This window comes from Giesbergeria anulus, from assembly GCF_900111115.1.
Lineage (GTDB): Bacteria > Pseudomonadota > Gammaproteobacteria > Burkholderiales > Burkholderiaceae_C > Simplicispira > Simplicispira anulus.
In genome coordinates this window covers 1-24406 of sequence record NZ_FOGD01000020.1, presented here as the reverse complement: position 1 = coordinate 24406, position 24406 = coordinate 1, and the positions used below count along the sequence as shown (strand labels likewise).

Annotated in this window: 21 protein-coding genes and 2 pseudogenes; 17 read left to right on the top strand and 6 right to left on the bottom strand. The window is 51.1% G+C overall.

The features are described 5' to 3' along the window. Positions 1–88: 88 nt before the first annotated feature. A pseudogene (locus BMX55_RS15640) lies at positions 89–352 on the bottom strand (transposase); the annotation flags it as partial. A gap of 159 nt (positions 353–511) precedes the next feature. On the opposite strand from BMX55_RS15640, the gene BMX55_RS15635 reads away from it, so the two are divergent. The 3 genes from BMX55_RS15635 to BMX55_RS15625 all read left to right on the top strand — a co-directional run bounded on the left by BMX55_RS15635 (position 512) and on the right by BMX55_RS15625 (position 2511). Then, a complete protein-coding gene (locus tag BMX55_RS15635) occupies positions 512–760 on the top strand; it encodes a helix-turn-helix domain-containing protein (protein ID WP_177172933.1) in 249 nt (82 codons plus the stop codon). A gap of 388 nt (positions 761–1148) precedes the next feature. After that, positions 1149–1724, top strand: coding sequence for a recombinase family protein (locus BMX55_RS15630; protein WP_091459314.1), 576 nt, complete (start codon positions 1149–1151; stop codon positions 1722–1724). A gap of 142 nt (positions 1725–1866) precedes the next feature. Continuing rightward, positions 1867–2511 (top strand): DNA-binding protein, encoded by a 645-nt coding sequence (locus BMX55_RS15625; protein ID WP_091459312.1) that lies wholly within the window; start codon positions 1867–1869, stop codon positions 2509–2511. 174 nt (positions 2512–2685) lie between these two features. On the opposite strand, the gene BMX55_RS15620 is transcribed toward BMX55_RS15625, so the two are convergent. From BMX55_RS15620 to BMX55_RS16515, 3 genes are all read right to left on the bottom strand, one after another. Further along, on the bottom strand, positions 2686–2904 hold the full coding sequence (locus tag BMX55_RS15620) for a hypothetical protein (protein WP_177172932.1): 219 nt from the start codon (positions 2902–2904) through the stop codon (positions 2686–2688). Positions 2905–2998: 94 nt separating this feature from the next. Further along, positions 2999–3301, bottom strand: a complete 303-nt coding sequence (locus BMX55_RS15615; protein ID WP_091459304.1) for a helix-turn-helix transcriptional regulator — start codon at positions 3299–3301, stop codon at positions 2999–3001. Between the two features lie 223 nt (positions 3302–3524). Further along, the gene (locus tag BMX55_RS16515) at positions 3525–3668 is read right to left on the bottom strand and encodes a hypothetical protein (protein WP_177172931.1); all 144 of its coding nucleotides are present in this window, start codon (positions 3666–3668) and stop codon (positions 3525–3527) included. Positions 3669–5101: 1433 nt separating this feature from the next. Here BMX55_RS16515 and BMX55_RS16955 point away from each other — a divergent pair. The 10 genes from BMX55_RS16955 to BMX55_RS15565 all read left to right on the top strand — a co-directional run bounded on the left by BMX55_RS16955 (position 5102) and on the right by BMX55_RS15565 (position 16827). Next, positions 5102–5446, top strand: a complete 345-nt coding sequence (locus BMX55_RS16955; RefSeq protein WP_143059701.1) for a LexA family protein — start codon at positions 5102–5104, stop codon at positions 5444–5446. Between the two features lie 178 nt (positions 5447–5624). Further along, on the top strand, positions 5625–7616 hold the full coding sequence (locus tag BMX55_RS15605) for a site-specific integrase (RefSeq protein WP_091459300.1): 1992 nt from the start codon (positions 5625–5627) through the stop codon (positions 7614–7616). After that, positions 7613–10285, top strand: a complete 2673-nt coding sequence (locus tag BMX55_RS15600; protein WP_143059700.1) for a toprim domain-containing protein — start codon at positions 7613–7615, stop codon at positions 10283–10285. Before BMX55_RS15605 ends, BMX55_RS15600 begins: the two co-directional genes overlap by 4 nt. Positions 10286–10381: 96 nt before the next feature. Continuing rightward, positions 10382–11038, top strand: a complete 657-nt coding sequence (gene parA, locus BMX55_RS15595) for a ParA family partition ATPase (RefSeq protein WP_091459296.1) — start codon at positions 10382–10384, stop codon at positions 11036–11038. Between the two features lie 33 nt (positions 11039–11071). Beyond that, positions 11072–11488 carry a hypothetical protein gene (locus BMX55_RS15590; RefSeq protein WP_091459294.1) on the top strand — a complete coding sequence of 139 codons (417 nt, stop codon included), beginning with the start codon at positions 11072–11074 and terminating at the stop codon, positions 11486–11488. A 189-nt stretch (positions 11489–11677) separates the two neighbouring features. Next, positions 11678–14074 carry a type I restriction-modification system subunit M gene (locus BMX55_RS15585; protein ID WP_091459292.1) on the top strand — a complete coding sequence of 799 codons (2397 nt, stop codon included), beginning with the start codon at positions 11678–11680 and terminating at the stop codon, positions 14072–14074. After that, the gene (locus tag BMX55_RS15580) at positions 14071–15348 is read left to right on the top strand and encodes a restriction endonuclease subunit S (protein WP_091459290.1); all 1278 of its coding nucleotides are present in this window, start codon (positions 14071–14073) and stop codon (positions 15346–15348) included. The genes BMX55_RS15585 and BMX55_RS15580 overlap by 4 nt, the downstream gene beginning before the upstream one ends. Next, positions 15345–16181 carry a DUF2971 domain-containing protein gene (locus tag BMX55_RS15575; RefSeq protein WP_091459288.1) on the top strand — a complete coding sequence of 279 codons (837 nt, stop codon included), beginning with the start codon at positions 15345–15347 and terminating at the stop codon, positions 16179–16181. Before BMX55_RS15580 ends, BMX55_RS15575 begins: the two co-directional genes overlap by 4 nt. Before the next feature lie 62 nt (positions 16182–16243). Further along, positions 16244–16489 (top strand): hypothetical protein, encoded by a 246-nt coding sequence (locus BMX55_RS15570; protein WP_245751519.1) that lies wholly within the window; start codon positions 16244–16246, stop codon positions 16487–16489. Continuing rightward, a complete protein-coding gene (locus BMX55_RS15565) occupies positions 16489–16827 on the top strand; it encodes a hypothetical protein (protein ID WP_091459286.1) in 339 nt (112 codons plus the stop codon). Before BMX55_RS15570 ends, BMX55_RS15565 begins: the two co-directional genes overlap by 1 nt. Before the next feature lie 76 nt (positions 16828–16903). Here BMX55_RS15565 and BMX55_RS15560 read toward each other — a convergent pair whose 3' ends face one another. Continuing rightward, positions 16904–17182, bottom strand: coding sequence for a hypothetical protein (locus tag BMX55_RS15560; RefSeq protein WP_091459284.1), 279 nt, complete (start codon positions 17180–17182; stop codon positions 16904–16906). 128 nt (positions 17183–17310) lie between these two features. Here BMX55_RS15560 and BMX55_RS15555 point away from each other — a divergent pair, with 128 nt between their 5' ends. Genes BMX55_RS15555 through BMX55_RS15540 form a run of 4 tightly spaced genes read left to right on the top strand, consistent with a single transcriptional unit; the run spans position 17311 to position 22811 of the window. Then, the gene (locus BMX55_RS15555) at positions 17311–18426 is read left to right on the top strand and encodes an AAA family ATPase (RefSeq protein ID WP_091459282.1); all 1116 of its coding nucleotides are present in this window, start codon (positions 17311–17313) and stop codon (positions 18424–18426) included. After that, on the top strand, positions 18423–18911 hold the full coding sequence (locus BMX55_RS15550; protein ID WP_091459280.1) for a hypothetical protein: 489 nt from the start codon (positions 18423–18425) through the stop codon (positions 18909–18911). The genes BMX55_RS15555 and BMX55_RS15550 overlap by 4 nt, the downstream gene beginning before the upstream one ends. An 11-nt stretch (positions 18912–18922) precedes the next feature. Beyond that, complete coding sequence (locus BMX55_RS15545; RefSeq protein ID WP_091459278.1) at positions 18923–22099, top strand: type I restriction endonuclease subunit R; 3177 nt, start codon at positions 18923–18925, stop codon at positions 22097–22099. After that, a complete protein-coding gene (locus tag BMX55_RS15540) occupies positions 22089–22811 on the top strand; it encodes a M48 family metallopeptidase (protein ID WP_091459276.1) in 723 nt (240 codons plus the stop codon). Before BMX55_RS15545 ends, BMX55_RS15540 begins: the two co-directional genes overlap by 11 nt. A 365-nt stretch (positions 22812–23176) precedes the next feature. Here BMX55_RS15540 and BMX55_RS15535 read toward each other — a convergent pair. Then, positions 23177–23461, bottom strand: a pseudogene (locus tag BMX55_RS15535) (transposase); the annotation flags it as partial. Between the last annotated feature and the right edge of the window lie 945 nt (positions 23462–24406).

The following is a 24406-nucleotide window of genomic DNA, read 5'->3' as shown; positions in this document are numbered from 1 at the left end:
CTGGCCTGAGGGCGCTGATAGACGCAGTTAATGTTGGCCCAAAAATGCGCTGAATGCAGGCCTGACGCTTTTCAAATGCAAGTCCCTACAGGTAGTTGTCGGACTTCAGTTGGCGAATCTCTGCTTCAAGTTGCCTTATGCGCTTCTTTTCGGGTGTCAATGGCTTGCCAATTTCGGGGGTGGCTACCAGCTCTTCTTGATTGAACTCTATTAGCCAGCGCCTCACGGCGCTATCGACCAAGTCCAACTCTCGGCAAACTTGGCCAATGCTCAAACCCTGTTCACGAACTATCTTGACCACTTGTAGCTTGAAAGCTACATCAAATGTTCTGCGCAGTCTCTTGTCTGTCATGTTTGTCCCCAGTCGGAAGTCAACGGCCCGTATGCAGCCTTCCTAAATTTTTGAACCATGGCGACGTGTAGGGCAACGCTTCGTGGAAGAATTTTCATGGCTATAGGAATTATAGTTCCTATTCCTAGAGGTTCCATGTACGAAGATGGAGGTCTTCACATGAATCCTCAACAAGCTTTTGCCCTCGTACTGCGACAAGAGAGGCTCAACCGTGGTTTGACGCAGTCTGACCTGGCCTCGCTTGCAGGTGTAACCTCAAGGTACATCAGAAACCTTGAAGCTGGTCGCTCCTCCCCAACACTAGATACGCTGTTCGGACTTGCATGCGCTCTTGACACAAAAGCTCATCACATCGTTGCCAACGTGGAGGAAAAAGTGGATGCGACAGATATTAGAAATTCTGATTGAGAGGCTGGAGCTACAGCTCAACAACTGGAAATTTCACGAATTCGCAGATGCGGGAGTAAGGGTCTTCAAAGAAATTTGGTACCAAGCCTAGCTTAGCTTTGGGAGATTCTTGGTAGTAGTCGTACGCCAAAAATATTACTAAATACGATACGTATCGTTAATACTTTACAAATTAAAATAACCGCAACGATTCAATCTGCAGCTCCGGCCCATCAAAAACTAAGTCAGGTAAGAGATTCAGTCTCACAAACGGTCGTTTTTGCGACAGTCAGGGGAGGTCATCACGAATTCCCCTCTTTATAGGCAGCTCACGTCTCAAAATCTCATCTCTTTTTCAAAGTATCATAAGTCTATAATCTGATGAGTTTTGCGACAAAAGGTGTTTGTGATGCTGGTCGGATACGCACGGGTCTCAACCGAAGACCAAAAACTTGAGCTACAGCTTGATGCCCTACGCCAAGCAGGAGCAGAAAAAATCTTCACGGACAAGGTCAGTTCCGTAAAAGCCCGACCTGGCCTCAATGATGCCTTGGCCTACGCTCGGGAAGGTGACGTTTTTGTAGTATGGAAACTAGACCGCCTGGGTCGTACAGTCAAAGGACTCATTGAGCTGGTGGGCCTGCTTCAAAAAAGAGGCGTGCAATTTCGTTCACTGACCGATGGCATCGATACATCCACGCCCGCTGGTCGCTTCTTTTTTCACGTAATGTCCGCCCTCGCCGAAATGGAGCGTGAGCTCGTCTGTGAACGAACGAAGGCAGGATTAGTAGCTGCGCGTGCTCGCGGCCGAAAAGGTGGCAGAAAACCAAAAATGTCCGATTCGAAGCTCGTTGCTGCGAAGCAGCTACTGGATACAGGCAGTCCTGTGCAAGAGGTCGCAGCAAACCTTGGGGTATCTAGGGCAACACTCTACCGGAGCCTAGCAAAGTTAAAAAATGCTGTCGAAGAACTTGTGCACACCTAGCAGCCTACCCAGCCTCCCCCCACAAGGCCCTCTGAGACTATGCGTTTTAGAGGGTTTTTTGTTTTATCACTCCTATTAATTTGTTTCTTTATTTCTTTGTTTCTTTGGTTTGACTACAATGGTCGCTCTATCAGGAGTAACCATGCGTCCAGCTGAATTCAAAACTGAAGACATCATCAAAGGCGGTCAACAATTGCAGGCTGAGGGGCGCAACGTGACGGGCTTCGCTCTACGCCAGAAGGTTGGCGGAGGCAGTGCCCCGCGGCTCAAGCAGGTATGGGATGAGTACGTGAGCGGACAAAAAGTGGTGAGCGTTGAACCAATCGCTGACCTGCCGGTGGAGGTTACTGGGCAGTTTGAGGCTATGTCCAAGGCGCTGCTTGAGAAGCTACAGTCCTTGGTAGTCGACCTAAACGACCGAGCGGTAAAAGCTGCTGAGCGTCGTGTGACTGAGATTGTAAAAACGGCCGACGAGCAGCGTGCTGCTGCCGAACGTGAGCTAATGGATGCCAGCGCTACAGTCGATGACCTAGAGAGCAAGCTCGATGAACTCAAAGCAGAAAACGAAAGCCTGAGCAACAAACTGAACGAGGCGACTGCAACGCTCCAAGGGAAGGCAATAGAACTCGCGCAAATTCAGGAGCGCCTGAAAGCTTCTGAGGCCGCCTTGATTGAGGCACGCACCCAAGCGAGCAAGTGGGCTGAAGCACGCGAAGAGGCAGCAAGGCACGCAGGTCAAGTTGAAGCGCTTGAGCGCCAATTGTCGGCTCTACGCGGCCAAGCTTGAGTCTCTCAATCCCCAGGCTAGGCGGGAGAAGCGATGCCGCTCCGTAGCTGCAGGCATTGCATTCCTATTTTAAATACGATAAGTATCATATTTACAGTATATATCTTGCATAGGTTATGCACTATAAGATGGTGACACTCCCGTCATGGCTGAGCAGCCAGCCTTCGTCACGCATCACCCGGTAAATTTGGCCAAGCGGTCTCGGTTGTGGCCCTCATGCAGCAAATTCTGAAAGTAGGCAGGCCAGCGACCATCGTTACTCACCAAGAGGCGGTCTCGGCTGGCGCGCAAAATAGCTTGGGTGTCAGCTTCCGTGGCACCCATGTATTGCAGGAACAAAGTAGGCCGATTCGGGTCGTTCTCATACTTCTCATCGAAAGAGACCGGTAGCATATCCCCGAAGGAGGAGAGGTAGCCAATGGCCTGCCGGTGCCCCTAGGGCGCGTGCAAATACAAGCGCAGATACTTGATGGCGGACATCAGCGTATCAGCGCAGGAGGTCCACAACCGACTTGGGGGCTTCAATGCCCGCAGGCTGGCCCACCACCTTGCCGCCCGACTGGATGAAGTGCTGGACTTCGCGGCGTAAAGCCTTGGGTACTAGCACCAGCTCTAAACCCAATGCACGGGAGAGCTCCCAGACGGTGCTGAGCTTGGGGTCAAAGCCCGCTTCGATGCGTGAGACCGTCATGCGACTCACACCGGCCCGCATCGCTAACTCCTCCTGCGTCAAGTTTTGGGCCTTGCGCATGGCTTCCAAGTCGCCAACGATGCTCAATGGATTAGTCATTTTTGTACCCATGATAAGTAAGTTTATCATTTAATGGTTCGTTTGGTGCGAGGCGATAAACGAACCAACGTTGCCGCTGAACGAAATGCTGGACGACTATGCGGCAGAGGATTTCAGATGGAAAAACCCCGGCAGCAAAACTGCGCGGGGTGAGAATTACGGCTGACCCGACAACTGAACAAGCAGGCAAACAAGTATGTCCACCAGTACATCAATGGTGAATTTAATGGCCTTTTTGTTGTTCCCAAAATTCCATGCGTTCCCGCATTTCATCGACGAACACATTCGGCTTCATCAAGCCATACCGTGCCAAACGAACCGAAATGTCTTCAAGGGCCTGGTCGCCGTGTTCGATGCCTTGCAGCATGAAGCCGGCACCCTCGAAACCCGGGGCTATTCAGGACTGTGTTTCAGGGGGCTAACTCAACGGGCACAACACCGCCGCACTGAGTCGGTTTTCTTGCGTTTTCAAGTTTGCGCATGAAACTTAAGTTTTGGAAGAGCATAAGGTAAAGCCAGCCAGCACATGGAAACCACCAGAACTAACGCTGATTGGCGAACGACCGCCGGAAGACACAGCACTGACAAAAGAAGCAAAGTTATACAAGGGCAACACGACAAAACCAACCACATACCCGAGGCTTGCCACTGGGGGCAACCCGCAGGGTGATTGTCCACGTGCCCACACCCCAGCCTGTGCTTTTGCCCACAGGTTTCTGACCGACCACCTTAAGCGTGTCGATTACCAACTACACGGCCATGAGGGTTGCCTGAATGCAGACAGCCGTGTCGGTTTGTGTCACCGTGTCGGTTCAGGGCTGCCGCAGCACACTGAACTTTTCTCAGACAACAAAACAACCTGTCCAGGGGGAAGAAAAGTTAGATATTTCAATGGGTTATGGCCAATCTGAGTGCACAAAGTCCAATTAGCCAGCGGTGGAAGGCCTGAAAGTTTTCTACGCCCAACCTGAGAAAAGTGGTTACACCCATAGATAGTAGCTAAGTCATTGATTTTAATAGGGATAGACTATAAAAGTTGGGAAGTTAGCTAACGACTTGTGTAGGCGGCTATGAAAGTCGAAGGTGTGCAGTTCGAGCAGGTCTATGGCCGCTCGATGTGACTCAACAACTGGCATAAAGCATAGCTAGAAAGAGCCTTAAATACGTTGCAGGTAAAGCAAGTAGTGCTATCAAAACTAGAGTGAAAACTAGATATCTCATTCTTCCGAACATACGGCGTCAGGTAACCAAAACTTAGAACCAAAGTGGAACTTGCCCAACCTTTTGAGAAATCATTCCCAACAATCGGGGAAAAGTGCCCGCGAAAACTTTCCAAGAAAAAATTCAGGCAACAAACCTCAAAGTAGCAAGAAACCGACACGATAGCGTCTAAGTGATTGTAAATAAACGGTTTTAACCCATGTCGGTTTGAGTGTCAGTGAAAAGTGGTTGGAACACACACATCCTGAAAAAAAGAACTCAAAAAGAAAAAATAGCGTTTTTCCCTCTGAGAACTAGACCCAGTTGGAACACATACTCATTTTTTTTGTAGTGTTAGTTGTTCGTGTCGGTATGAAAATTTTCGTGTCGGTTGCTTCGTGTCGGTTCTTTTTTCTGACATGAATTTCAGGCTACCGACACGGGTGTCCGACACGGCTAAAACTTAGCGGCCAGAAGAATTTTTGGCTAGCTGTGATGGTGTGCCTACCTACCGCCCAACCTCCACACTGCCAGTTTCTTTTTGCTGGTCAACTTTAGGTCAACTAGACAGTCAACCTGTTATGCGCTAAAGTGCTCGCCATGTTGTATGGAGAGCCAAATATGGTCATAGAAGAGGTTCAGCTAGGAGTGTTGCCCGACGGGGGTAAGCTGCTGCCTGTCCTGTCGGAACGCCAAGCTAAGTGCCTGCGATTTTTGTATGAGTATGCAGTTGAGCGTCGTGACTATCCGTTGGGCTCAGAAATCGCACAGCACATGGGCGTGTCGAAGCAGGCCATTACGTCTTTGCTGAACAGCTTAGTCAAAAAAGGCTACGTAACGCGGGACAGGTCTTTGCTTCACCGAAATGTTCGACTTACGCCTGATGCTGTGGAGAAGCTGACGCGTCAGTCAGGCGAAGATAGGAGGCTTGAACCCGTAGCCTAGGGGCAGGGACACTTAATTAATTTTCTAACTTAAGCTATTTTTCTGAAAAAACATAGCGCGCGCGCAGAAAAGCAGCCAATTCTGGCAGGAACTGGCCGTTTTCATAGGGGATTGTGTCCACATAACTTACGAGTGGCATTGTCCCATATCTGAGCGCTCTTCGCAACTGGAGCATGGGATGTCATTTGATGTTAAGGAAGGTTCGCGGCCAGCTGAACCTAGGCAGCCTGTTGGCGAGCCTGTTTTGTATGAGCAAGTTCTAGCCGAGTTCCATCGGGGACAGGTGTCCGAAGTCGTGGCCAAGGTAGATAAGTCAACTCTGGTTGCTTGGCTCAACTACATCGGAGGGGCTTTGATTATGCCGGTGGGACCTGAATTCAATTCTGGGTTTGAGACCACTCTGCATAATTTCATGAACGATGCAGGTCAGCACCGCAGCCTAAAAACTGTCACAAACATGGCGTCGCGCTTAAAAGGATTGCGCAAGGCTTATCTGAGTTTGGCAGCTGTTCAACCACTTCCAACTTGTTTTCTAGAGACTGTCCAAGAATGCATGCGACTTAAAGGACTTACCTTGTCCGATGTCAAGCGTGATGTTGGCCCCTTAGCCTACGACTGGGCAAGGGGTCACCGTTTTCCTCGAAAGCGGGATAGCATACCACTTATCCATAAATTTGAGACGTACCTAGGCCTATCTCAGGACACGCTCCACGATAAGTTCTGGAACACCAAAAAAATAAAGGTCTTCGAACTCAATACAGATATCCCTTATCGTAGGTACCTCAGCCAAGTCCGAAAAGAAAAGTTTTGCTTGCCCAAGGATGCTTTTCCGGCGTCTTTACTCGAGTCAATCAATATACTGTTTGCTCACAAGACTGTACAGGACCATATATTGCCTTCGGGTGAAGTGGTGTCTTTGAAGAAAAGTCAGGTTTGGAGTAGTAGTCAGACCGCAGACAAGCAGTGGCTTTCGCTTTCCCGTTTCTATGGATTTCTCGCATTGCCTAAGAAACCATCGAATTCCAATCCGAACTGGCTTGAAAGTTTGCGTTATGGGGAAGGACTTGACCCTTCATCCTTTCGCCTGACTATGCTTGTCCAAATTGCCTACGTGTTCGAATTTATGAAGTATGCTCAACTTCGTTGTTTTGATAAAGAGCATTATCTTGCGTTTGAGGAATTTCAGCAGAAAAATTCCACGATGCCATCTCCAACGATGTTGCGAAAATCACTTCCTCAGAGTTTTTCTACCACATTTTTGGGTTTGTGCAATAACTTGTTGAATTCGAAGACTTCTTTTTTCAGGCTTCACCCTGAGTTTGCTCAAGAACTCAATCCTCCGGTTTCTCCTGAGCAGTGGGATTCTTGGTGTGATGCTCGCCAAAAGGAACTTGCTTCTTTAACTAAGGCCGCCCGACTGAAGGAGCAGACTGGTAAGCGTTCTAACAAGGAGGTTTTGGGACGTTTGTTGCGACAAAAGAACCCGGCAGCCATCTACCACCAGCTCATCGCGTCTATGAAACGTGATTTACCTCCTGATGCAACACCGGTCACTCAAGCAGTGCACTGGCGTTCCCTTACTATTGTCGCTTTTATGCTGTTCGACCCCTTACGAGCCAAGAATATTTGTCTTCTTGACTTAGGTAAGCATCTTATCAAAGAGCCTAGCGGTAAGTGGCGACTCAAAATTGCTCGTAGCGAGTTTAAAAATGCTATCTATGAGCATGCCGAAGAACGCGACCGGCTTATTCCTGATGATATCGGTGAGCTTTTGGACAAGTGGGTAAATGTCTACCGACCGCTATGCAACGGACATGACAAGACCAATGCGTTTTTTATTAATAGACTCATCAGAGCTCCAAGGAAACCTCCTGCCCGAAGAAATTGGACTGGCACGTACTTATATGACCCCTGGAGAATGAGTGAAGTTAATTTATACAGGTGCTTTTCTCTTCATACTAAAGCTTATTTAGGCCTCAGTGTGGGTCCCCACGCGCTGCGTACCTTGATGGCTACCACCATTGCCAAAATTGGTGGGACTCCCTCTCAAATTAAGGCTATCTTGAACGACAGTGAGGCCGTAGCCAACTCCATTTACAAGGACGTACACAACATTGACGAGATGGATGCCCTTGAGTCCTTGTACGAGAAGTCTAAAAACGTATCATGACAAGTTTAGATACTGCTTTTGGCTTACTCCGTCAGTCTGCCAAAGACTTGCTGGGGCAATATAATATTAATGTGAAAGTAAAAGGGGATTGGTTGAATATGGCCTGGTGTCCTTGGTGCGGCCATGGTAAAGACGGCCAATCCAACTATCAGTGTGGTGTGCACGAGCGTGCTGGAGAAAATGGGTTTATTCATGCAGTTAAATGTATGCACCCTCATGACTCCCCTACCGGAGAGCCTTCTCCACACTATGCAGACTTTTTGGTTGCACTGGGAGCCCTAGGGTCTGAGGATGTGGCCAAACTCAAATCTGCCAAGTCAACTATCCAAGTTGCGTCCTTTTTCAGTCAAGCCCAAAAGGTTCAGCTCGACATCGGCCGAATGAATGCAGACAATAACGTCAGGGGCCGTCGCAGGTTAATGGATAACGTGAAGGCAATGGAATACCTGACCAAGACCCGTGGCTATACCCAGGCGACTATTGAAAGGTTTAAGCTCACATTATCTGAACCTTATGAAAAAGATGGAAAACAAATCCACGCTCACGCTCTGGCTGCCCCTTTGATTGGGGCGGATGGTAATTTTTATAAGAAATACGTCAACTATGCTATACCTGATGTGACGGTTGATAACCGTGATAAACCCCAACGGGCTTGGTCTCCAGGCGCGGCGCGGGTGTATTACAACGCCGATGCTCGTAACAAACGATGGCTGTTTATCTGTGATGGACTGAAGGACGTGTGGGCCTTGCACCAACTCCTAGAAGGTTCTCCGCTCATGAATCAGCTAGCTTTGGTGAGTTCCACCAATGGCGGTGGTGGGTTCCCCTCTGATTGGCGTCAACCAGACTATTGGAACCAGTTTGACTTGGTGTTCGCCGGACATGACAACGATAAGGCTGATGCCCTGTCCGGCCGGCGGGCGGGGGATGAGCATGCTAAGGCGCTGGCCAAGCTGGCTGAACGCGAAATCCGCCGGGTAACTCCTTCTGGTGTAAAAGATTGGAATGACTGGGTTTTAGCTGGCCATACGGAAGTTGAGTTCAAGAAGCTTTTGGAAACAGCGGAGTCCATCCCAATCGTTGAGAAAGTGGAGGACGATGATGGCCGGTCTTTTGGTAGGTTTGCTGCTGACCCCGTGTCCATTGTGGGCGAGTATCGCAATGGTTACCTGTACGAAGCCGTACGCACTCTTGTCCGGGAAATGGTTGAGTCCACCGGTGAGGTGGTTGAGCACTACAACACTATTGTTATCCGCAGCGACCGTACCCAGCACCGCGCTCAGCAGATGCCGGCCCCCAAGGGAACCCCAGAACACGCACGAGTGTGGCGTTTGATTCCGGATGGCACCTTACTGTCTCGACAACCTGAGCCAAACCCTAATCTGACTTGGTCTTGGCCTTCGGTGCGCACCTGGCTGTCCAAAAAGGACCACGGCACAAGCTTGCAAGGGCTTATGGTCAAGATTCAGAACCACTTGCGGGGGTCTGTTTGGCTACCCTACGAACACGACTATGCTATTCTTTCCTGCGCTGTGGTGGCATCATATGTACAAGAGGTCTTTGATGCTGTTCCGCTACTGCTGGTGACCGGCCCTGCTGGCTCTGGTAAGTCGGAGTTAGGCGAAGCCATGCGCTCTATGGGAGCTAACAGCCGCAACGTGTTGGCCAGAGTGTCTGCTGCTACTTTGGCACGGCACATTGATGCTACCCGCGGTTTGGTTGTGATTGACGACCTAGAACAGATTGGGGTCAACAACAGCGGTAAGGATGCTCAGTTTGATGACTTGGTGCAGACCCTGAAGCTATCTTATAAAAAATCAACGGCCATGAAGATGGTCACTGAATTCAAGAACGGTCAAGGTTTCCAGCGCGAGTTCAACTTTTTTGGCATTAAAGTCATCAATAACACTCGCGGCTCTGATTCCATCTTGGGCAGCCGGATGCTGACCATTAACACTAGGCATATGCCTACTCACGTGAAGGTGAACAAGAGTTTGAAGCTCGAGCCGAATGTCCTTGATGAAATTCGAAATCACTTACACACATGGGCATTTAATAATGTACAGGCGGTAGCTGAGACTTATCAAGCTATATTTCCTAACAAGACCGGCCGTCAGGACGAAATTGAGGCTCCTCTGAAAGTGGTGGCTGCCCTCTCTGGGGATGCCGCGTTGGTAACTATGCTGGACAACGCGCTCGCCAGGCAAAAGAATGTCACCACTGACCCATACTCCCCTGAAGAAATCTTGCGGGAGGCTCTGCAGGCCATTGTGCGACGTTCTATGGAGCGTGATGGTGTCATTCCGACTTGGGTGACGGTTACCCAGGTTATGTACGAGATGGCCAGCCTAGTCGACGTGAATTACGGTAAGGATTTCACCACTTCCTTGGCAGTCACCGAGAAGCCCGAATGGGTCGGTCGTACGCTGATTCAGCGGTATGTGGACCCAGATGCTCGCCAGCGCACAACCCTGTACGGCAAAGGTCTACGGGCCTACAAGCTGACGGACGACTTTTTGGCATCGGTTCTGCGCAAGCTATCGGGCGAATCGTCGGCATTCAGCCTAGAGCTGCCAAAGTCCGAAAACTTCAAGGCCTTCTGTAAGGCGTGTGATACCTGTCCGTACAAGATGCATTGCGATATGCAACTTCTGCGCAATAAGGTCTAACCTAACGCCCGCTCAGTCAAAAATCAGCATAAATCTTATTTATTTTACAAATGTTACGTACTGTTTGTAAAATCACGTTAATACATAAGGATTAGCATGACAGCAAAAATAATCGCCATCGGGAATCAAAAAGGTGGTGTTGGGAAATCGACCGTGACTATGCAACTTGCTGGCGCGTTGTGTCGCCGAGGCTTCAAAGTGCTCGTCGTTGATGCTGATGAGCAAGCAACCGCAACCCGCTGGTCCGCAATGAGCGAAGAAACCCCTTTTCCTGCCAACGTAGTGGGCCTAGCTGCTTCTGGCAGTAAGCTCCATAGGGAACTCCAGAAATTCGTCAACCAGTACGACATCATCTTGGTGGACTGCCCGCCCTCAGTTTCGGCACCAACACCGCAATCGGCATTTCTTGTTTCTGACTTGGTGCTCATACCGACCCGTCCGTCTTTAGCGGACATTTGGGCCGTACAGGAGACCCTTAAGCTTATTGAGCGAGCTAAAGCCGTCAACGAAGGAATCCAGGCGGCTATTTTGCTGAACGCTAAGCAGCCAAATACCCAACTCGGACGAGATGCTGTAGAAATTTTGGAGGGCTTCGATGCAGTCTTGCTTAAAGCAACGTTGCACCTACGCCAAGCTTATCCCCAAAGTGTCGTCTTAGGGGGCACGGTACACGATGTACCTGGGGGCAAACCAGCCCAAGCCGAAGTTGAAGAGTTGACTACCGAAGTCTTGAGTCTTCTTGGCGTAAAATAAATACGATACATACCGTATGCAGGAATTTTTATCATGAAATCAATGGCGAACCGCATGAAGGCAGCTGTCACCCCAGTTGACAAGTTTGCTGCCGCAGAAGCTGCGATGGCTACCGGCACATTGCAAACTGCAGCTAACGTCGTTAGCTCTGTGCAGCTGACATCAACTGTTCCCCAATCCAGTGCTCTGTTCGTCCCAGGCTCTCGGGTCACTAGGAAGGAGTCGGCTGGTGATAGTGCAATCATCCGGGAAACTTTTTCATTACCCCCAAGCGATAGCGCTTTGATAGACCAGCTCCGACAGCGGTCGGCAGCTCAAGGAGTCATGCTTAATCGTAGCGAAATATTACGTGCTGGATTGGCTGCACTTAATATGTTACCTGATTCAAAACTTGTCGAAATTAGTAATTTAGTTCCAAAAATGAAGACTGGTCGGCCAAAATTATTTTGATTTGAGATGGTTTTTTTAAAAAGTTCTGTCTTTCCGAATTCTGAGTCGACCCCAGGTACAACGTTAGTGCTACCTTCGCTGGCAGAACATCTGTACGAAATTTAAAGCTTAGCCTCTGGGAGTGGGCACAATCGGGGGCTGACTGCTACCGCCGCGCCACTTTTTTGAACCCTTCCATCGCAGCAAAACATGGCCCTGAAAAAATCTGAACTCTACTCATCCCTCTGGAAATCCTGCGACGAGCTGCGTGGCGGCATGGATGCCAGCCAGTACAAAGACTATGTGCTGGTGCTACTGTTCGTCAAATATGTGTCTGACAAATACGCGGGCGACCCCGATGCCCTGATTGAAGTGCCCATTGGGGGCCGTTTTGCCGACATGGTGGCCGCCAAAGGCAGCAAAGAGATTGGCGACCAGCTCAACCAAATCATTGCCCGCTTGGCCTATGCCAATGACAACCTGCGCGGCGCTATCAACGTAGCCGACTTCAACGATGAAGAAAAGCTGGGCAAGGGCAAAGACATGGTGGACAGGCTCACCCGGCTGGTGTCCATTTTTGAAGGGCTAGATTTTGGCCGCAACCGTGCCGAGGGCGACGACCTGCTGGGTGATGCCTACGAGTACCTGATGCGCCACTTTGCCACTGAGAGCGGCAAGAGCAAGGGCCAGTTCTACACCCCGGCAGAAGTCTCGCGCGTCATGGCGCAGGTGATAGGCTTGGGCGAAGCCAAGCAAGCCACACAAAGCATTTACGACCCCACCTGCGGTTCTGGTTCCTTGCTGCTGAAAGCGCACGACGAAGCCCAAAGCCGCACCGGGCTGGATTTGGCCCTGTATGGCCAAGAAATGGACAACGCCACCAGCGCCCTGGCACGCATGAACATGGTGCTGCACGACTGCCCGACGGCAGAAATTTGGCAAGACAACACCCTATCGCGCCCGCACTTTTTGGGCGAACGTGGCCTCAAAACTTTTGACTTTATCGTGGCTAACCCGCCGTTTTCGACGAAAGCGTGGACGAGCGGCCTCAACCCCGCTAATGACCTGTACGACCGTTTTGAATGGGGAACCCCACCCGAGAAAAACGGCGACTACGCCTTTTTGCTGCACATCCTGAAAAGCCTCAAAAGCACCGGCAAGGCCGGGGTCATCTTGCCGCATGGGGTGTTGTTCCGGGGTGGGGCCGAAGGCAGCATCCGCACCCAGCTGGTGCAACAGGGGGTGATTCAAGCCATTATTGGCCTGCCCGCCAATCTGTTTTACGGCACTGGTATCCCGGCTTGCATCATTGTGTTGGACAAAGAAAGCGCTGCCGGGCGCAAGGGCATCTTTATGCTGGATGCCAGCAAAGGCTTTATCAAGGATGGCAACAAGAACCGCCTGCGCGAGCGAGACATCCACAAAATTGTTGATACCGTAAGCCGGTGCCAAGATGTGCCCCAATACGCCCGCTTGGTGCCCTTGGAGGAAGTGGCCCGCAACGACTACAACCTGAACCTGCCGCGCTACATCGACAGCACCGAACCCGAAGACCTGCAAGACATCGCTGCGCACCTGCAAGGTGGCATTCCGCTGCGTGACATTGACGGCCTACAAGCCTATTGGCAAGTCTTGCCCAGCGTGCGCGAGACCCTATTCCAGCCCGCTGAACGCCCCGGTTATTGCCAATTGCGCGTAGCACCCGGCCAAATCAAGGCCAGCATTTTTCAGCACCCAGAGTTCACCAGCTTTAACCAAAGCGTCACCGCCCTGTTTGACGGCTGGAAAGCCGCCCACACCGAGCGCCTGAGCAGCATTGCCTTGGGCGACCGCCCCAAGCTGCTGCTGGAAGCCCTGTCCGAAAGCCTGCTCTACACCTTCCGCCACAGCGGCCAGGTAGCCACGCTGCTTGACCCCTACGCCATCTACCAGCACCTGATGGATTATTGGGCCGAAACCCTGCAAGATGATGTGTGGATGCTGGCCACCGATGGCTGGGCGGCGTTGCGCAGCGATGGTAGCCCGAACACCGACCTGCTGCCCAGCACCCTGCTGGTAGCGCGCTACTTTGCCACCGAACAGGCGCAACTAGAGCAACAGCAAGCCCAACGCGATGCCATCAGCCGCCAATTGGAAGAACTGGAAGAAGAACACAGCAGCGACGATGGTTTGTTGGCCGAAGCCAAAAACGACAAAGGTAAACTGACCGCCAAAGGGGTAAAAGACCGGCTCAAAGCCATTAAAGCCGACCCCAGCGCCACCGAAGAAAGGCTGCTATTGCAGCAATACTCCGCCTTGGCCGACCAAGAAACCGCCGCCAACAAGCAACTGAAAGCCGCCGAAAAAGCGCTAGAAGCCCAAGTGGCCGCCCGCTACGCGCAACTGACGCGCTCCGAGCTAGAAACCCTGCTGGTGCAAGACAAATGGCTCACCGCCCTGACCGAGCGCGTGCAAAGCGAACTAGACCGCATGAGTCAACAACTGACCGGGCGCATCCAACAACTGGCGCAGCGCTACGCCACCCCGCTGCCGCAACTGGCGCAAGAGGTAGATGCGTTGCAGGCCAAGGTGAATGCACACCTAAAGCAAATGGGGTTTGCGCTATGAGCGAAGAACAAATCAAGCCGGGGTATAAAAGGACGGAAGTGGGAGTGATTCCTCAAGATTGGGAGGTCAAGCGGCTGCGTGAAATCTCGCCAAATCAATCAGTTGGATTGGTTATAAATCCATCGACTTATTTTGATGCTCAAGGTTCAATACCAATGCTTGTTGGCTCAAATGTCAGCGAAAATAAGATTGATTGGGAGAGCGCGCGGCGCATTAGTCTGAATAGTCATAGAAAGCTGCCTGCATCTTCAATTTATGAAAATGACCTAGTCACTGTAAGGGTTGGTGACCCAGGAGTAACAGCGGTTGTTCCAAAAGAATTCAACAGTAGTAACTGTGCATCTATGATGATAGTGAGGGGGCATAGTTCATTCGATTCTAATTGGCTATGCCACTTAATGAACTCAAAATATGGCAGAAATCAGGTCGAATCAATTCAATACGGAACTGCACAGAAACAGTTCAATATCAAAGATGCAATAAACTTTCAATATCCGACCCCTCACCTATCTGAACAACGCGCCATCGCCACCGTGCTATCGGATGTGGATGCGCTGCTGGCCCAACTCGACCAACTGATTGCCAAAAAGCGCGACCTGAAACAGGCCACTATGCAGCAACTGCTCACCGGAAAAACCCGCTTACCGGGGTTTTCTGGGGCATGGGAGGTTAAGCGGTTGGGGGATATTGGAAGCTGCTTGCGTGGTGTAACTTATAAAGGAGATAGTGATTTATCACCCCACGATACATCGTACACAAAGCGACTTTTACGCTCCAACAATGTTCAGAGTGCAATAGTTGTGCTTGATGAAGTACAGTTTGTAAATTTTCGATGTGTCTCAGTACAGCAAATTCTTCAGAAAGAAGATATTTTGATTTGCATGGCGAATGGAAGTAAATCCTTGGTTGGGAAGGCCGGTATTTTTAACGTAGCCGACGGCCATGAATACACCTATGGTGCATTCATGGCCTGCTTCCGAACTGAAGCTACTACATTTAACTCTTCTTTTGTTTTTTACTTATTCCAGACAGGAAAGTATAAAAACTACATCAATAATCTACTTGCTGGTTCGAGCATCAATAACTTGAGTCCTAGTAGTATTGAGTCACTTGAATTTAACATTCCGCAAATATCTGAACAAACCGCCATCGCCACTATCCTCTCCGATATGGATGCCGAACTCGCCACCCTGCAAGCCCGCCGCGATAAAACCCACGCCCTCAAGCAAGGCATGATGCAGGAATTGCTGACTGGAAAAATCAGGTTGATATGAAGCTTTATAAATACTATTCCTATACTGGTGGTCTTGCAGCCATTGATTCCCGGCAATATGGATTTACAGAACCTAATCAATTTAATGACCCGTTTGAAATTACATATTTGCTTGATTCAACCAATGCAGATAGTTTTTTACCTGTAATAAGAGCTATCAAAGATTTAAAGACTCGCGTATGTATACTTTGTTTGACAAAATCACCTATAAATCCATTGATGTGGGCGCACTACGGGGAGTCTCATAAAGGATTCGTGGTTGAGTACGATGTTGATGATGAATTTTTGACTTCCACTAGATATAATATAGTTCCAGTTCAGAATGGTGCTGTAACTTATAAATCAAAAGACCAGTGTATTAGTTTCCCTGATTTTAAGTTCGATGATTTCCACCAGGTTTTTCTTCGCGCTTGTGGTAGCGATGGCGATGAAATAAATAGTTACTCAAAGTTAATTGAATATTTATATTTAACTAAATCAAGAATATGGGATTATGAGGATGAGGTTCGAGTGGTTAAGTTGGTAGATTCATTGTTCGAAGAGACACATGTTTTTCTAGATGACCCTATGCGTTCGTACAAAATTTTGACTAAACCAATAGAGGATAAAATCGGGTACGAATCCGAAAAAAAGCCAGGCCTGAAGCTATTCGATAGACATCAGGCTAAAATTGAATCGATATACATTGGCGTCAATAATTCATTGCTAAAAAACGAAATCAATCTTCGTAAAAAGATATCAACATGGAAATCTCAAGGAATTAAAAATATTTTTCAAGTGAAGCCAAATCTGCTCTCTTGGTCACTCCATCCTGTTTCGTTGGATTCTCTATAAATATGATGTATATTTAGGTTATATATACAAAGCAAAATCTAAAAAATTAACTGTAAAATTCTATGAAAATCACCGAAGAATCCATGCAGGTTTTAGAAGCCCGTATTCCCATGCTGGCACAAGAAGCCTTCCAAAACGCCTACCGCCAAGCCTTGGCCCGTAGCGGAAAAGTCATGCGTGCCGTCAATGGAAAATTGGTAGAAACCCATGCCGATGGCACAGAAACTGTCATTCGCACCCTGCACAGCCCCATTAAAGTCACTGCTGGGGCCAAGTTCAAGCTGAAATCTCGCGTGGTTTCTTTCTAATGACCACCGTACAGCCGCGACTGCGTATGTTTGCCGGGCCTAACGGTTCGGGCAAAAGCACACTCAAAGAAATTCTTAAACCTGAATGGTTGGGTGTGTATATCAATGCCGATGATTTGGAGGCTGAAATCCGTGCCAACGGCTTTGTTTCTTTGCACGATTTTGGTGTGGAGGCTACACAAGCCCAGTTGCGAGATTTTTTTGCAAACTCTACCTTTTTGATAAAAGAGGGATTAACAGAGGATGCACAGAAAATCTATTTCAAGAGCTTTTTAAATCAAATTTCAATAAGTACCGGGATGGCAGCAATATTTCAAAGAAGAAATGAGTTAGATTGAGTCTTAAACCAGCCTACCAAGAGATAGGCTGGTTTCGCAAATTATGAATTCATTGAATCTTCTTCAATTTTATTGTCTAATTTTGCAAGATGATTCCAAGCATATTCGCTATAAACAGCCTGCTCTTCTTCAGTCGCTGTGCTTTTTTATAGTATTGCACTAGCCACACTAAAAACACTCTTAGGGTTAGGGTCACTAAATCAGACTGGGGTTCGGTCAGGGATGCTGCCAAATCATTCAAGAATGGGTCTAGCATTAAAATTTTCTCCTGAAGTGCATAAATCATCAGGGAGCCATCTCCATAAACTCTTGGGCTTGATGGAAGTTTTTTCATTAAGTAATCAAAGTATCTCATTGTTTTATCCTTGTATAAAAATAAGATGTTAGTCCGGAATATTAATAGCCGTGTAGAGAAAGAGTCTCTACCATTTCATTATAAGCCCGTTGTCAACCCCCTAGATTCAGGGTTAAAATGGAAAACCTATGCTCCAACGCCTCTACATCCATAACTTCCGCTGTTTGCAAAATTTCGAGTTCAAACCGGGCGAAGCATCCTCGGCGCTGCTGATTGGCAAAAACGGCAGCGGTAAATCGACTTTAGTGCAGGCGCTCAAAATCTTCCAGGCCATAGGCCGAGGCAGTAACCGCGTCGGACAGTTACTCAAGGCCAGCGATTTTGCTTGGGGCCGCACCGACACCCCGATGCGCTTAGAGTTACAAACGGTGCTGGATGGGCATGTTTTCGCCTACACCTTGGCCTTGGATTTACCCGAGCGCTTCAAGGAGCTGCGCGTCTTGGAAGAAGCCCTGACAGTGGACGGCGAGCCACTCTATGCGCGTGAACTGGCGCAAGTGACCTTGCAACGGCAAAACGCCAGCCAGCCCGAGGCGCGCTTCAACATCGACTGGCACTTAGTCGCCCTGCCGGTAATGCAAGACACCTCCAGCACTACCCCCTTGGGCACCTTCCGCGAGTGGCTGGCCCGTATGGTGCTGCTGGCCCCCATGCCACGCCTGATGCACAGCGAAACCGTGGGCGACACCCTAGAGCCGGTGGAAGATGCCCGCAACCTGGCTGATTGGTTGTCGGGCCTGTTGGCCCATTACCCGGCAGCCTATGCCCCGCTGAGTGCCTACCTGCAACAGGTGATGCCCGATTTACGCGATTTCCGCTTTGAGCGTGCAGGTAAGGAGGCCAAAGAGCTGCTGGTGCGCTTTAAGGTGGGCCAGGCCCAGCACGAGCTGGACTTTGATGCGCTCTCGGATGGCGAAAAATGCTTCTTTCTTTGTGGCGTGGTGCTGGCCGCTAACCAAAGCTATGGCCCGCTGTTTGCTTTCTGGGATGAGCCAGACAACTTCCTATCGCTCAATGAGGTGAGCCACTTTGTTACCGCCCTGCGCCGTGGATTTCACCAAAGTGGTGGGCAAATCTGGATGACCTCGCACAACGAAGAGGCGGTGCGGCGCTTTTCGCACGATAACACCTGGGTGCTGGGGCGTAAAAGCCACTTAGAGCCGACCCTGGTGCGTTCTTTGGCCGAGCTTGGCCCAGAGACCGACCTCATCCAAGCCCTGATTTGCGGGGAGTTGGAGCCATGAGCGTGAATGCCTACCAGTTGCATGTTCTAGTGCTACCCGAAGACGATGCCAACCGGCAAATCGTGAACGGCTTTTTGCTCGACCCCTCGCTTAACGAGCGTGCCATTCAGGTGTTGCCCATTGCTGGGGGCTGGGCTAAGGTGCGTGATGACTTTGTGACCGTGCATGTGCCCCAGTTACGCAAATACCCGAAACGGCATTTGGTGTTGCTGATTGATTTTGACGGCCAAGTGGACGACCGGATGCAGATTTTTCAGAAAGCTTGCCCTGCTGATGTGCGTGAACGGGTGTACCTACTAGGCACCCAAGATGAACCGGAGCCACTGCGCAAGGCTTGTGGCGTCTCACTGGAAAAAATCGGTGAACAACTGGGCCAAGCCTGTGCGGCAGGTGCAGTGGGACTATGGGGACATACCATGCTGGTACACAACCAAGCTGAACTCCAGCGCCTGATTGAAAACGTTAAACCATTTTTGTTCCGTTAGGGGCTTGTCTCATGTCCACCGCTGCTGTTGTCGGCCAAATCGAAAAAGCCACCCAAGCCCGTGTGCTGGCCTTGTTTCAGCAGCGGCTGGGCTACCGCTATCTGGGCCATTGGGCCGAGCGCAATAACAGCAACATCGAGCTGGAGCTGCTCAGGCCGTGGCTGCAGGGCCGTGGCGTGGCAGATACCCTGATTGGCCGCGCCCTGCACGAGTTCACTAAGGTGGCGGATGACAGCAGCAAAAGCCTGTACGACCGCAACAAGGCCGTCTATGAGATGCTGCGTTATGGCATTAAGGTGCAGGCCGGTGCGGGTGAAAACCACGTCACCGTCTGGCTCATCGACTGGCAAAACCCCGAGGCCAACGACTTTGCCGTGGCCGAAGAAGTCACCGTGCAGGGGGCCGACCTGCTCAACGCCGCGAAAGCGGCCACTAAGCGCCCGGATGTGGTGCTGTACGTCAACGGCATCGCTTTGGGGGTGTTGGAACTCAAACGCTCCACGGTTTCGGTGGCCGAAGGTATCCGGCAAAACCTCGACAACCAGAAAAAAGAGTTCATCCAGCCATTTTTTACCACCCTGCAATGGGTCATGGCAGGCAACGACACCGAAGGCCTGCGCTACGCCACCACCGAAACTCCGGAAAAGTACTGGCTGCAATGGATAGAACCCGACGGCCCACAGGCCGCTGAAGCCAACCCGCTCGACCGCCACTTATTACAGGTGTGCAGCAAAGCACGCTTTTTAGAGTTGCTGCACGACTTCATCGTGTTCGATGCTGGAACCAAGAAAGTCTGCCGGCAAAACCAATACTTTGGTACTAAGGCGGCACAAGACTGCATCCGCCGCCGCGAGGGCGGCATCATTTGGCACACCCAAGGCAGTGGCAAGAGCCTGACGATGGTGTGGCTGGCCAAGTGGATACGCGAGAACCGCCCCGGCGCACGGGTGCTCATCATCACCGACCGCACCGAGCTGGACGAACAAATCGAAAAAGTGTTCAAGGGGGTGAACGAGCAGATTTACCGCACCACCAGCGGGACTGACTTGCTGGATAAGCTCAACGATACACAAGAAGGGCTGATGTGTGCGCTGGTACACAAGTTCGGCCGCACCGGAGCCAGTTCATCGAACGAAGGCGAAGCCGCCCAAGCCTTCATCGCCGACCTGAAGAAGTTGCCGGCCCAGTTTCAGGCTAAGGGCGACCTGTATGTGTTTGTCGATGAATGCCACCGCACCCAGTCTGGCGACTTGCACAAGGCCATGAAAACCCTGCTGCCCAGCGCCTTGTTCATCGGCTTTACAGGAACGCCGCTGCTTAAGGCCGATAAGCAAAAAAGCATCGAGGTGTTTGGCCGCTACATCCACACCTACAAATTTGACCAAGCGGTGCGTGAAGGCGTGGTGCTGGATTTGCGCTACGAAGCACGCGACATTGACCAGTCCACCACCTCGCAAGCCAAAATCGACCAATGGTTTGAGGCCAAAACCCAAGGCCTCAACGACATTGCCAAGGCCCAGCTGAAGAAAAAATGGGGAACCATGCAGCGGGTGTTGTCCAGCCAGTCGCGCCTTGAGCAAATCGTGGCCGATATCATGCTGGATATGGCCATCCGGCCCCGCCTGATGGATGGCCACGGCAACGCCATGTTGGTGGCGGGCAGCATCTTTGAAGCCTGCAAGTTCTACGAGCTGTTTGCCAAGACCGAACTCAAGGGCCGGTGCGCCATCGTCACCAGTTACGCCCCCAATGTGGCTGATGCCAAAGGGGAAACTACTGGCGCAGGTGATACCGATAACCTGACCAAGTACCAAATTTACGGCCAAATGCTGTCGGATTGGTTCAATAAGCCCGTGGACAAGGCCATCACCAAGGCCGAGAAGTTCGAGCAAGAGGTCAAAAAGAAATTCATCGACGAACCAGGCCAGATGAAGTTGTTGATTGTGGTGGACAAGCTCCTGACCGGCTTTGATGCCCCATCGGCCACTTACCTCTACATCGACAAACAAATGCGCGACCACGGCCTGTTTCAGGCCATTTGCCGGGTCAACCGCCTCGATGGGGACGATAAGGAATACGGCTACATCGTTGACTACAAAGACCTGTTCAAGCGCCTAGAAAACGCAGTGGAAGACTACACCAGCGGTGCACTCGACGGCTTTGACAAGGCCGACGTGGCCGGCTTGCTGGAAAACCGTCTGGAAAAGGCGCGTGAGCACCTGGAAGATGCCCTAGAAACGGTGCGTGCCCTGTGCGAGACGGTCGCCTTACCACGCGACTCTGCAGCCTACCGCCATTACTTTTGTTGCCAGCAGCCCGGCGATGGCGTACAGCTGAAAGCGAACGAAGCCAAACGCTTGCAGCTCTACAAGCATGTGGCGGCGCTGATACGTGCATTTGCTGCCATAGCCAACGAACTCCAAGCCGCTGGCTACACCAGCACAGAAGCGGCGCGCATCCGCGCCGAGGTAGAGCATTACAGCAAGGTGCGTGACGAAATAAAACTCTCCAGTGGCGACCATATCGACCTCAAGGCCTACGAACCGGCCATGCGACACTTGATTGACACCTATATCCGCGCAGAGGAAAGCGAAAAAATATCTGCCTTTGACGATTTCAACCTGATTGAACTGCTGGTGCAGCGTGGCCCCGAAGCCGTTGCCGCCCTGCCCGAGCGCATGCGCCAGCACCAAGACGCTGTGGCCGAGACGATTGAAAACAACGTGCGCAGGGTCATCATCAATGAAAGCCCGATTGACCCAGCCTACTACGACAAAATGTCCAGCCTGCTGGAGGCCTTAGTCGAGCAAAGGCGCAAAGGCGTGTTGGAGTACAAGGAATACTTGGCCCAAGTGGCAGCATTGTCTCGCCAAGTGCTGCAAGCGCACAGTGCCAGCTTCGGCTTGCCATCCAGCTTGCGAACGGCAGCCCAGAAAGCCCTGTACAACAACCTGTGGCAAAACGAAGCCTTAGCCTTGCAGGTCGATGAGGCGGTGCGTGCCAGTAGCCAAGACAACTGGAAAGCCAACGCCATGAAAACCAAGCTGGTACGTAAAGCCATTCGCGCTGTGCTGGAGCCTGCGCTGGCCACCGGGTTGACTGGCGTGCAAGAGCCTAGTGGCAGCTACGAATTGGAAGCCGAAACCACCCGTATCTTGGAATTGGCCAAACAACAGCATGAATACTGAGCACCGCTCCATCACCGTCAGCGATATCGAGGTACACATAGAGCGTAAAGACATTAAAAATCTGCACCTCGGGGTCTATCCGCCCAATGGCCGGGTGCGCGTAGCCGTGCCGTTGCTTATCAGTGACGAAGCGGTGCGGTTGGCGGTCATTGGCAAGCTGGGCTGGATACGTCGCCAGCAAGCTAAATTTGAGCAGCAGCCGCGCCAATCTGAGCGGCAGATGGTCAATGGTGAAAGCCATTATTTCTTAGGCCAACGGTACCTGTTGCAGGTGCAAGAGCAGCCCGGCAAACAATACGCTGCCCTCAGTGGTAGGCGCTGCTTAAACCTGTTTGTGAACCCTAACCGCAGCACGGCCCAGCGCGAGGCGGTGTTGGCACGCTGGTACCGTCAGCAATTGGCAGAGTTGTTGCCTGCCCTGTTGGCCCAGTGGGAAACAGCGCTTGGGGTGCAGGCCAGCGCTTGGGGCATCAAAAAAATGAAGACCCGTTGGGGTAGCTGCAACACCGTGAGTAAGCGGCTGTGGTTCAACCTGGAGCTGGCCAAAAAGTCGCTGCCATGCCTAGAGTATGTGGTAGTACACGAGCTGGCACATTTGTTAGTACCCAACCACTCGGCGCAGTTCAAGGCCTTGTTAGACCAACACCTGCCCCATTGGAAAAGTCACCGCGCTCTGTTGAACCAGCAGCATCTAGGGCATGAAGATTGGTAACTGAAAAATCGTACTACAAGGGCTTCCCCAGAAGTCAAGCAACACCTGACCGTGGCGGCTTGCGCAGCAAGTCACCATGGAATGTTCTTGGAGGTTGAACACGCGCTACCGCTACCGGCAGCTCTGGCAGAGACTTTGAATACAAGGTGCGGACTGGCTGTACTACAAACGGTCATTGATGCAGCTCAAGTGCTGCGAACCCTGATGAAAGACGCACGCGGGGGCCTCGTTCGCTAATCAAGGATGGTGCTAACCACCTTCGTGCTTTATTCAGGAACACCCCGCGCAGGTCCAACCTTGCTTCATCACTGCAAGCCGTCAAGCGGCGGTAGAAATCAATTCATTTGTTCAGTTGCTGTATGGATTCAAGCGGGCATTGCAAAGCGCTCCCCGAGGGTTAGCGATGCCCAGGCCATACGGGCATTCTTGGCGGCAATAGCCACAATCGCACGCCAGTAGCCACGTCGCTCGGCCAAGGCAACGGCCCAGCGGCTGGTGCTGTCACTTTTGTTTTTGGCCCTGTTTAGAACCGCACGCGCACCCAGTACCAACAACGACCGGATGTAGGAGTCCCCCACTTTGGTGATGTGCCCCAAGCGTGCCTTGCCACCGGAACTGTACTGGCCAGGCACCAAGCCCAGCCAAGCGGCGGGTCGTTGTAGAAAAGGGAATTTAAAGTACATTTAGGCTAAAAAAGGCGGGGGAACAAGTCCAAACCGGGGGAAGAGATGGGGGAACAAAGACCCCGTTTTTGTTCATTGTCATTGGAGAGTTTGAAGCCAGAGCAAGCAACGGAAGTGAAGCTAGAGACTGGTGAGATGAGTCGCAACGGACTGGGTCAACATCATCGGACGGTCTGTGGCTAAGTCCTTGTAACCACAGCGCTGTTACCTGCTAAACGTACTTTAAATTCCCTTTTTTACAGCGCCCCCAACTTGACCGTCCTCAGACGGTGGCTGTGGCATAGCTGCGGCTGGGGTTTTGGGTAGTTCGACCAAAACTCAATTTATACAACACCGCCGCAGAACGCTATAAAACAGTTATTACTGTATTTATGGTAAGTAAAGTATTGCCTTATAAGAGGTTGACTGCGACGTCACCACCATCCTCAGCTGGGTGCACCATGCTGGCAAAGGCCACTGCCTAGTTTGCTAACAACGCGGGGCAAGGCCAGTCAGAGGCAGTGCAGCACACTGACCGACTTCCCATGTTGGGCGGTGTGTATCAGGTTCTGACTTATTTAATTCCCCGAGCGAAGAAGGCCGATGCCCGTCTCAACAGGTAGTTGTAGGGACTTGCATTTGAAAAGCGTCAGGCCTGCATTCAGCGCATTTCTGGGCCAACATTAACTGCGTCTATCAGCGCCCTCAGGCCAGCATTAAGTGCAACTGAACTTGCGTTTGACGGCGCAGGCCTGCATTGCATGGCCGCCGGCCAACATTAAGTGCAACTACCGAGCCTTCACCAACCCGCCTTGAACGCCTCCTTTAAATCGGCAGTCCAGCCATCTGAAGCTCTGCACGCAGCTCGGCTGTGCGTGTGGGATCGAGCTGGTTGGCGAACAGGGCTTTGATTTCAGCCGGCTTGGCGTTGAA

Bases quoted from the DNA above. Each gene is read 5' to 3' on its own strand.
- BMX55_RS15550 (WP_091459280.1), top strand. From the start codon at position 18,423: ATGAGCGTGAATGCCTACCAGTTGCATGTTCTAGTGCTACCCGAAGAC.
- parA (WP_091459296.1), top strand. From the start codon at position 10,382: ATGACAGCAAAAATAATCGCCATCGGGAATCAAAAAGGTGGTGTTGGG.
- BMX55_RS15575 (WP_091459288.1), top strand. From the start codon at position 15,345: ATGAAGCTTTATAAATACTATTCCTATACTGGTGGTCTTGCAGCCATT.
- BMX55_RS15570 (WP_245751519.1), top strand. From the start codon at position 16,244: ATGAAAATCACCGAAGAATCCATGCAGGTTTTAGAAGCCCGTATTCCC.
- BMX55_RS15635 (WP_177172933.1), top strand. From the start codon at position 512: ATGAATCCTCAACAAGCTTTTGCCCTCGTACTGCGACAAGAGAGGCTC.
- BMX55_RS15585 (WP_091459292.1), top strand. From the start codon at position 11,678: ATGGCCCTGAAAAAATCTGAACTCTACTCATCCCTCTGGAAATCCTGC.
- BMX55_RS16515 (WP_177172931.1), bottom strand. From the start codon at position 3,668: ATGCTGCAAGGCATCGAACACGGCGACCAGGCCCTTGAAGACATTTCG.
- BMX55_RS15600 (WP_143059700.1), top strand. From the start codon at position 7,613: ATGACAAGTTTAGATACTGCTTTTGGCTTACTCCGTCAGTCTGCCAAA.
- BMX55_RS15580 (WP_091459290.1), top strand. From the start codon at position 14,071: ATGAGCGAAGAACAAATCAAGCCGGGGTATAAAAGGACGGAAGTGGGA.
- BMX55_RS15565 (WP_091459286.1), top strand. From the start codon at position 16,489: ATGACCACCGTACAGCCGCGACTGCGTATGTTTGCCGGGCCTAACGGT.
- BMX55_RS16955 (WP_143059701.1), top strand. From the start codon at position 5,102: ATGTTGTATGGAGAGCCAAATATGGTCATAGAAGAGGTTCAGCTAGGA.
- BMX55_RS15625 (WP_091459312.1), top strand. From the start codon at position 1,867: ATGCGTCCAGCTGAATTCAAAACTGAAGACATCATCAAAGGCGGTCAA.
- BMX55_RS15560 (WP_091459284.1), bottom strand. From the start codon at position 17,182: ATGAGATACTTTGATTACTTAATGAAAAAACTTCCATCAAGCCCAAGA.
- BMX55_RS15615 (WP_091459304.1), bottom strand. From the start codon at position 3,301: ATGACTAATCCATTGAGCATCGTTGGCGACTTGGAAGCCATGCGCAAG.
- BMX55_RS15620 (WP_177172932.1), bottom strand. From the start codon at position 2,904: ATGCTACCGGTCTCTTTCGATGAGAAGTATGAGAACGACCCGAATCGG.
- BMX55_RS15630 (WP_091459314.1), top strand. From the start codon at position 1,149: ATGCTGGTCGGATACGCACGGGTCTCAACCGAAGACCAAAAACTTGAG.
- BMX55_RS15590 (WP_091459294.1), top strand. From the start codon at position 11,072: ATGAAATCAATGGCGAACCGCATGAAGGCAGCTGTCACCCCAGTTGAC.
- BMX55_RS15605 (WP_091459300.1), top strand. From the start codon at position 5,625: ATGTCATTTGATGTTAAGGAAGGTTCGCGGCCAGCTGAACCTAGGCAG.
- BMX55_RS15555 (WP_091459282.1), top strand. From the start codon at position 17,311: ATGCTCCAACGCCTCTACATCCATAACTTCCGCTGTTTGCAAAATTTC.
- BMX55_RS15540 (WP_091459276.1), top strand. From the start codon at position 22,089: ATGAATACTGAGCACCGCTCCATCACCGTCAGCGATATCGAGGTACAC.
- BMX55_RS15545 (WP_091459278.1), top strand. From the start codon at position 18,923: ATGTCCACCGCTGCTGTTGTCGGCCAAATCGAAAAAGCCACCCAAGCC.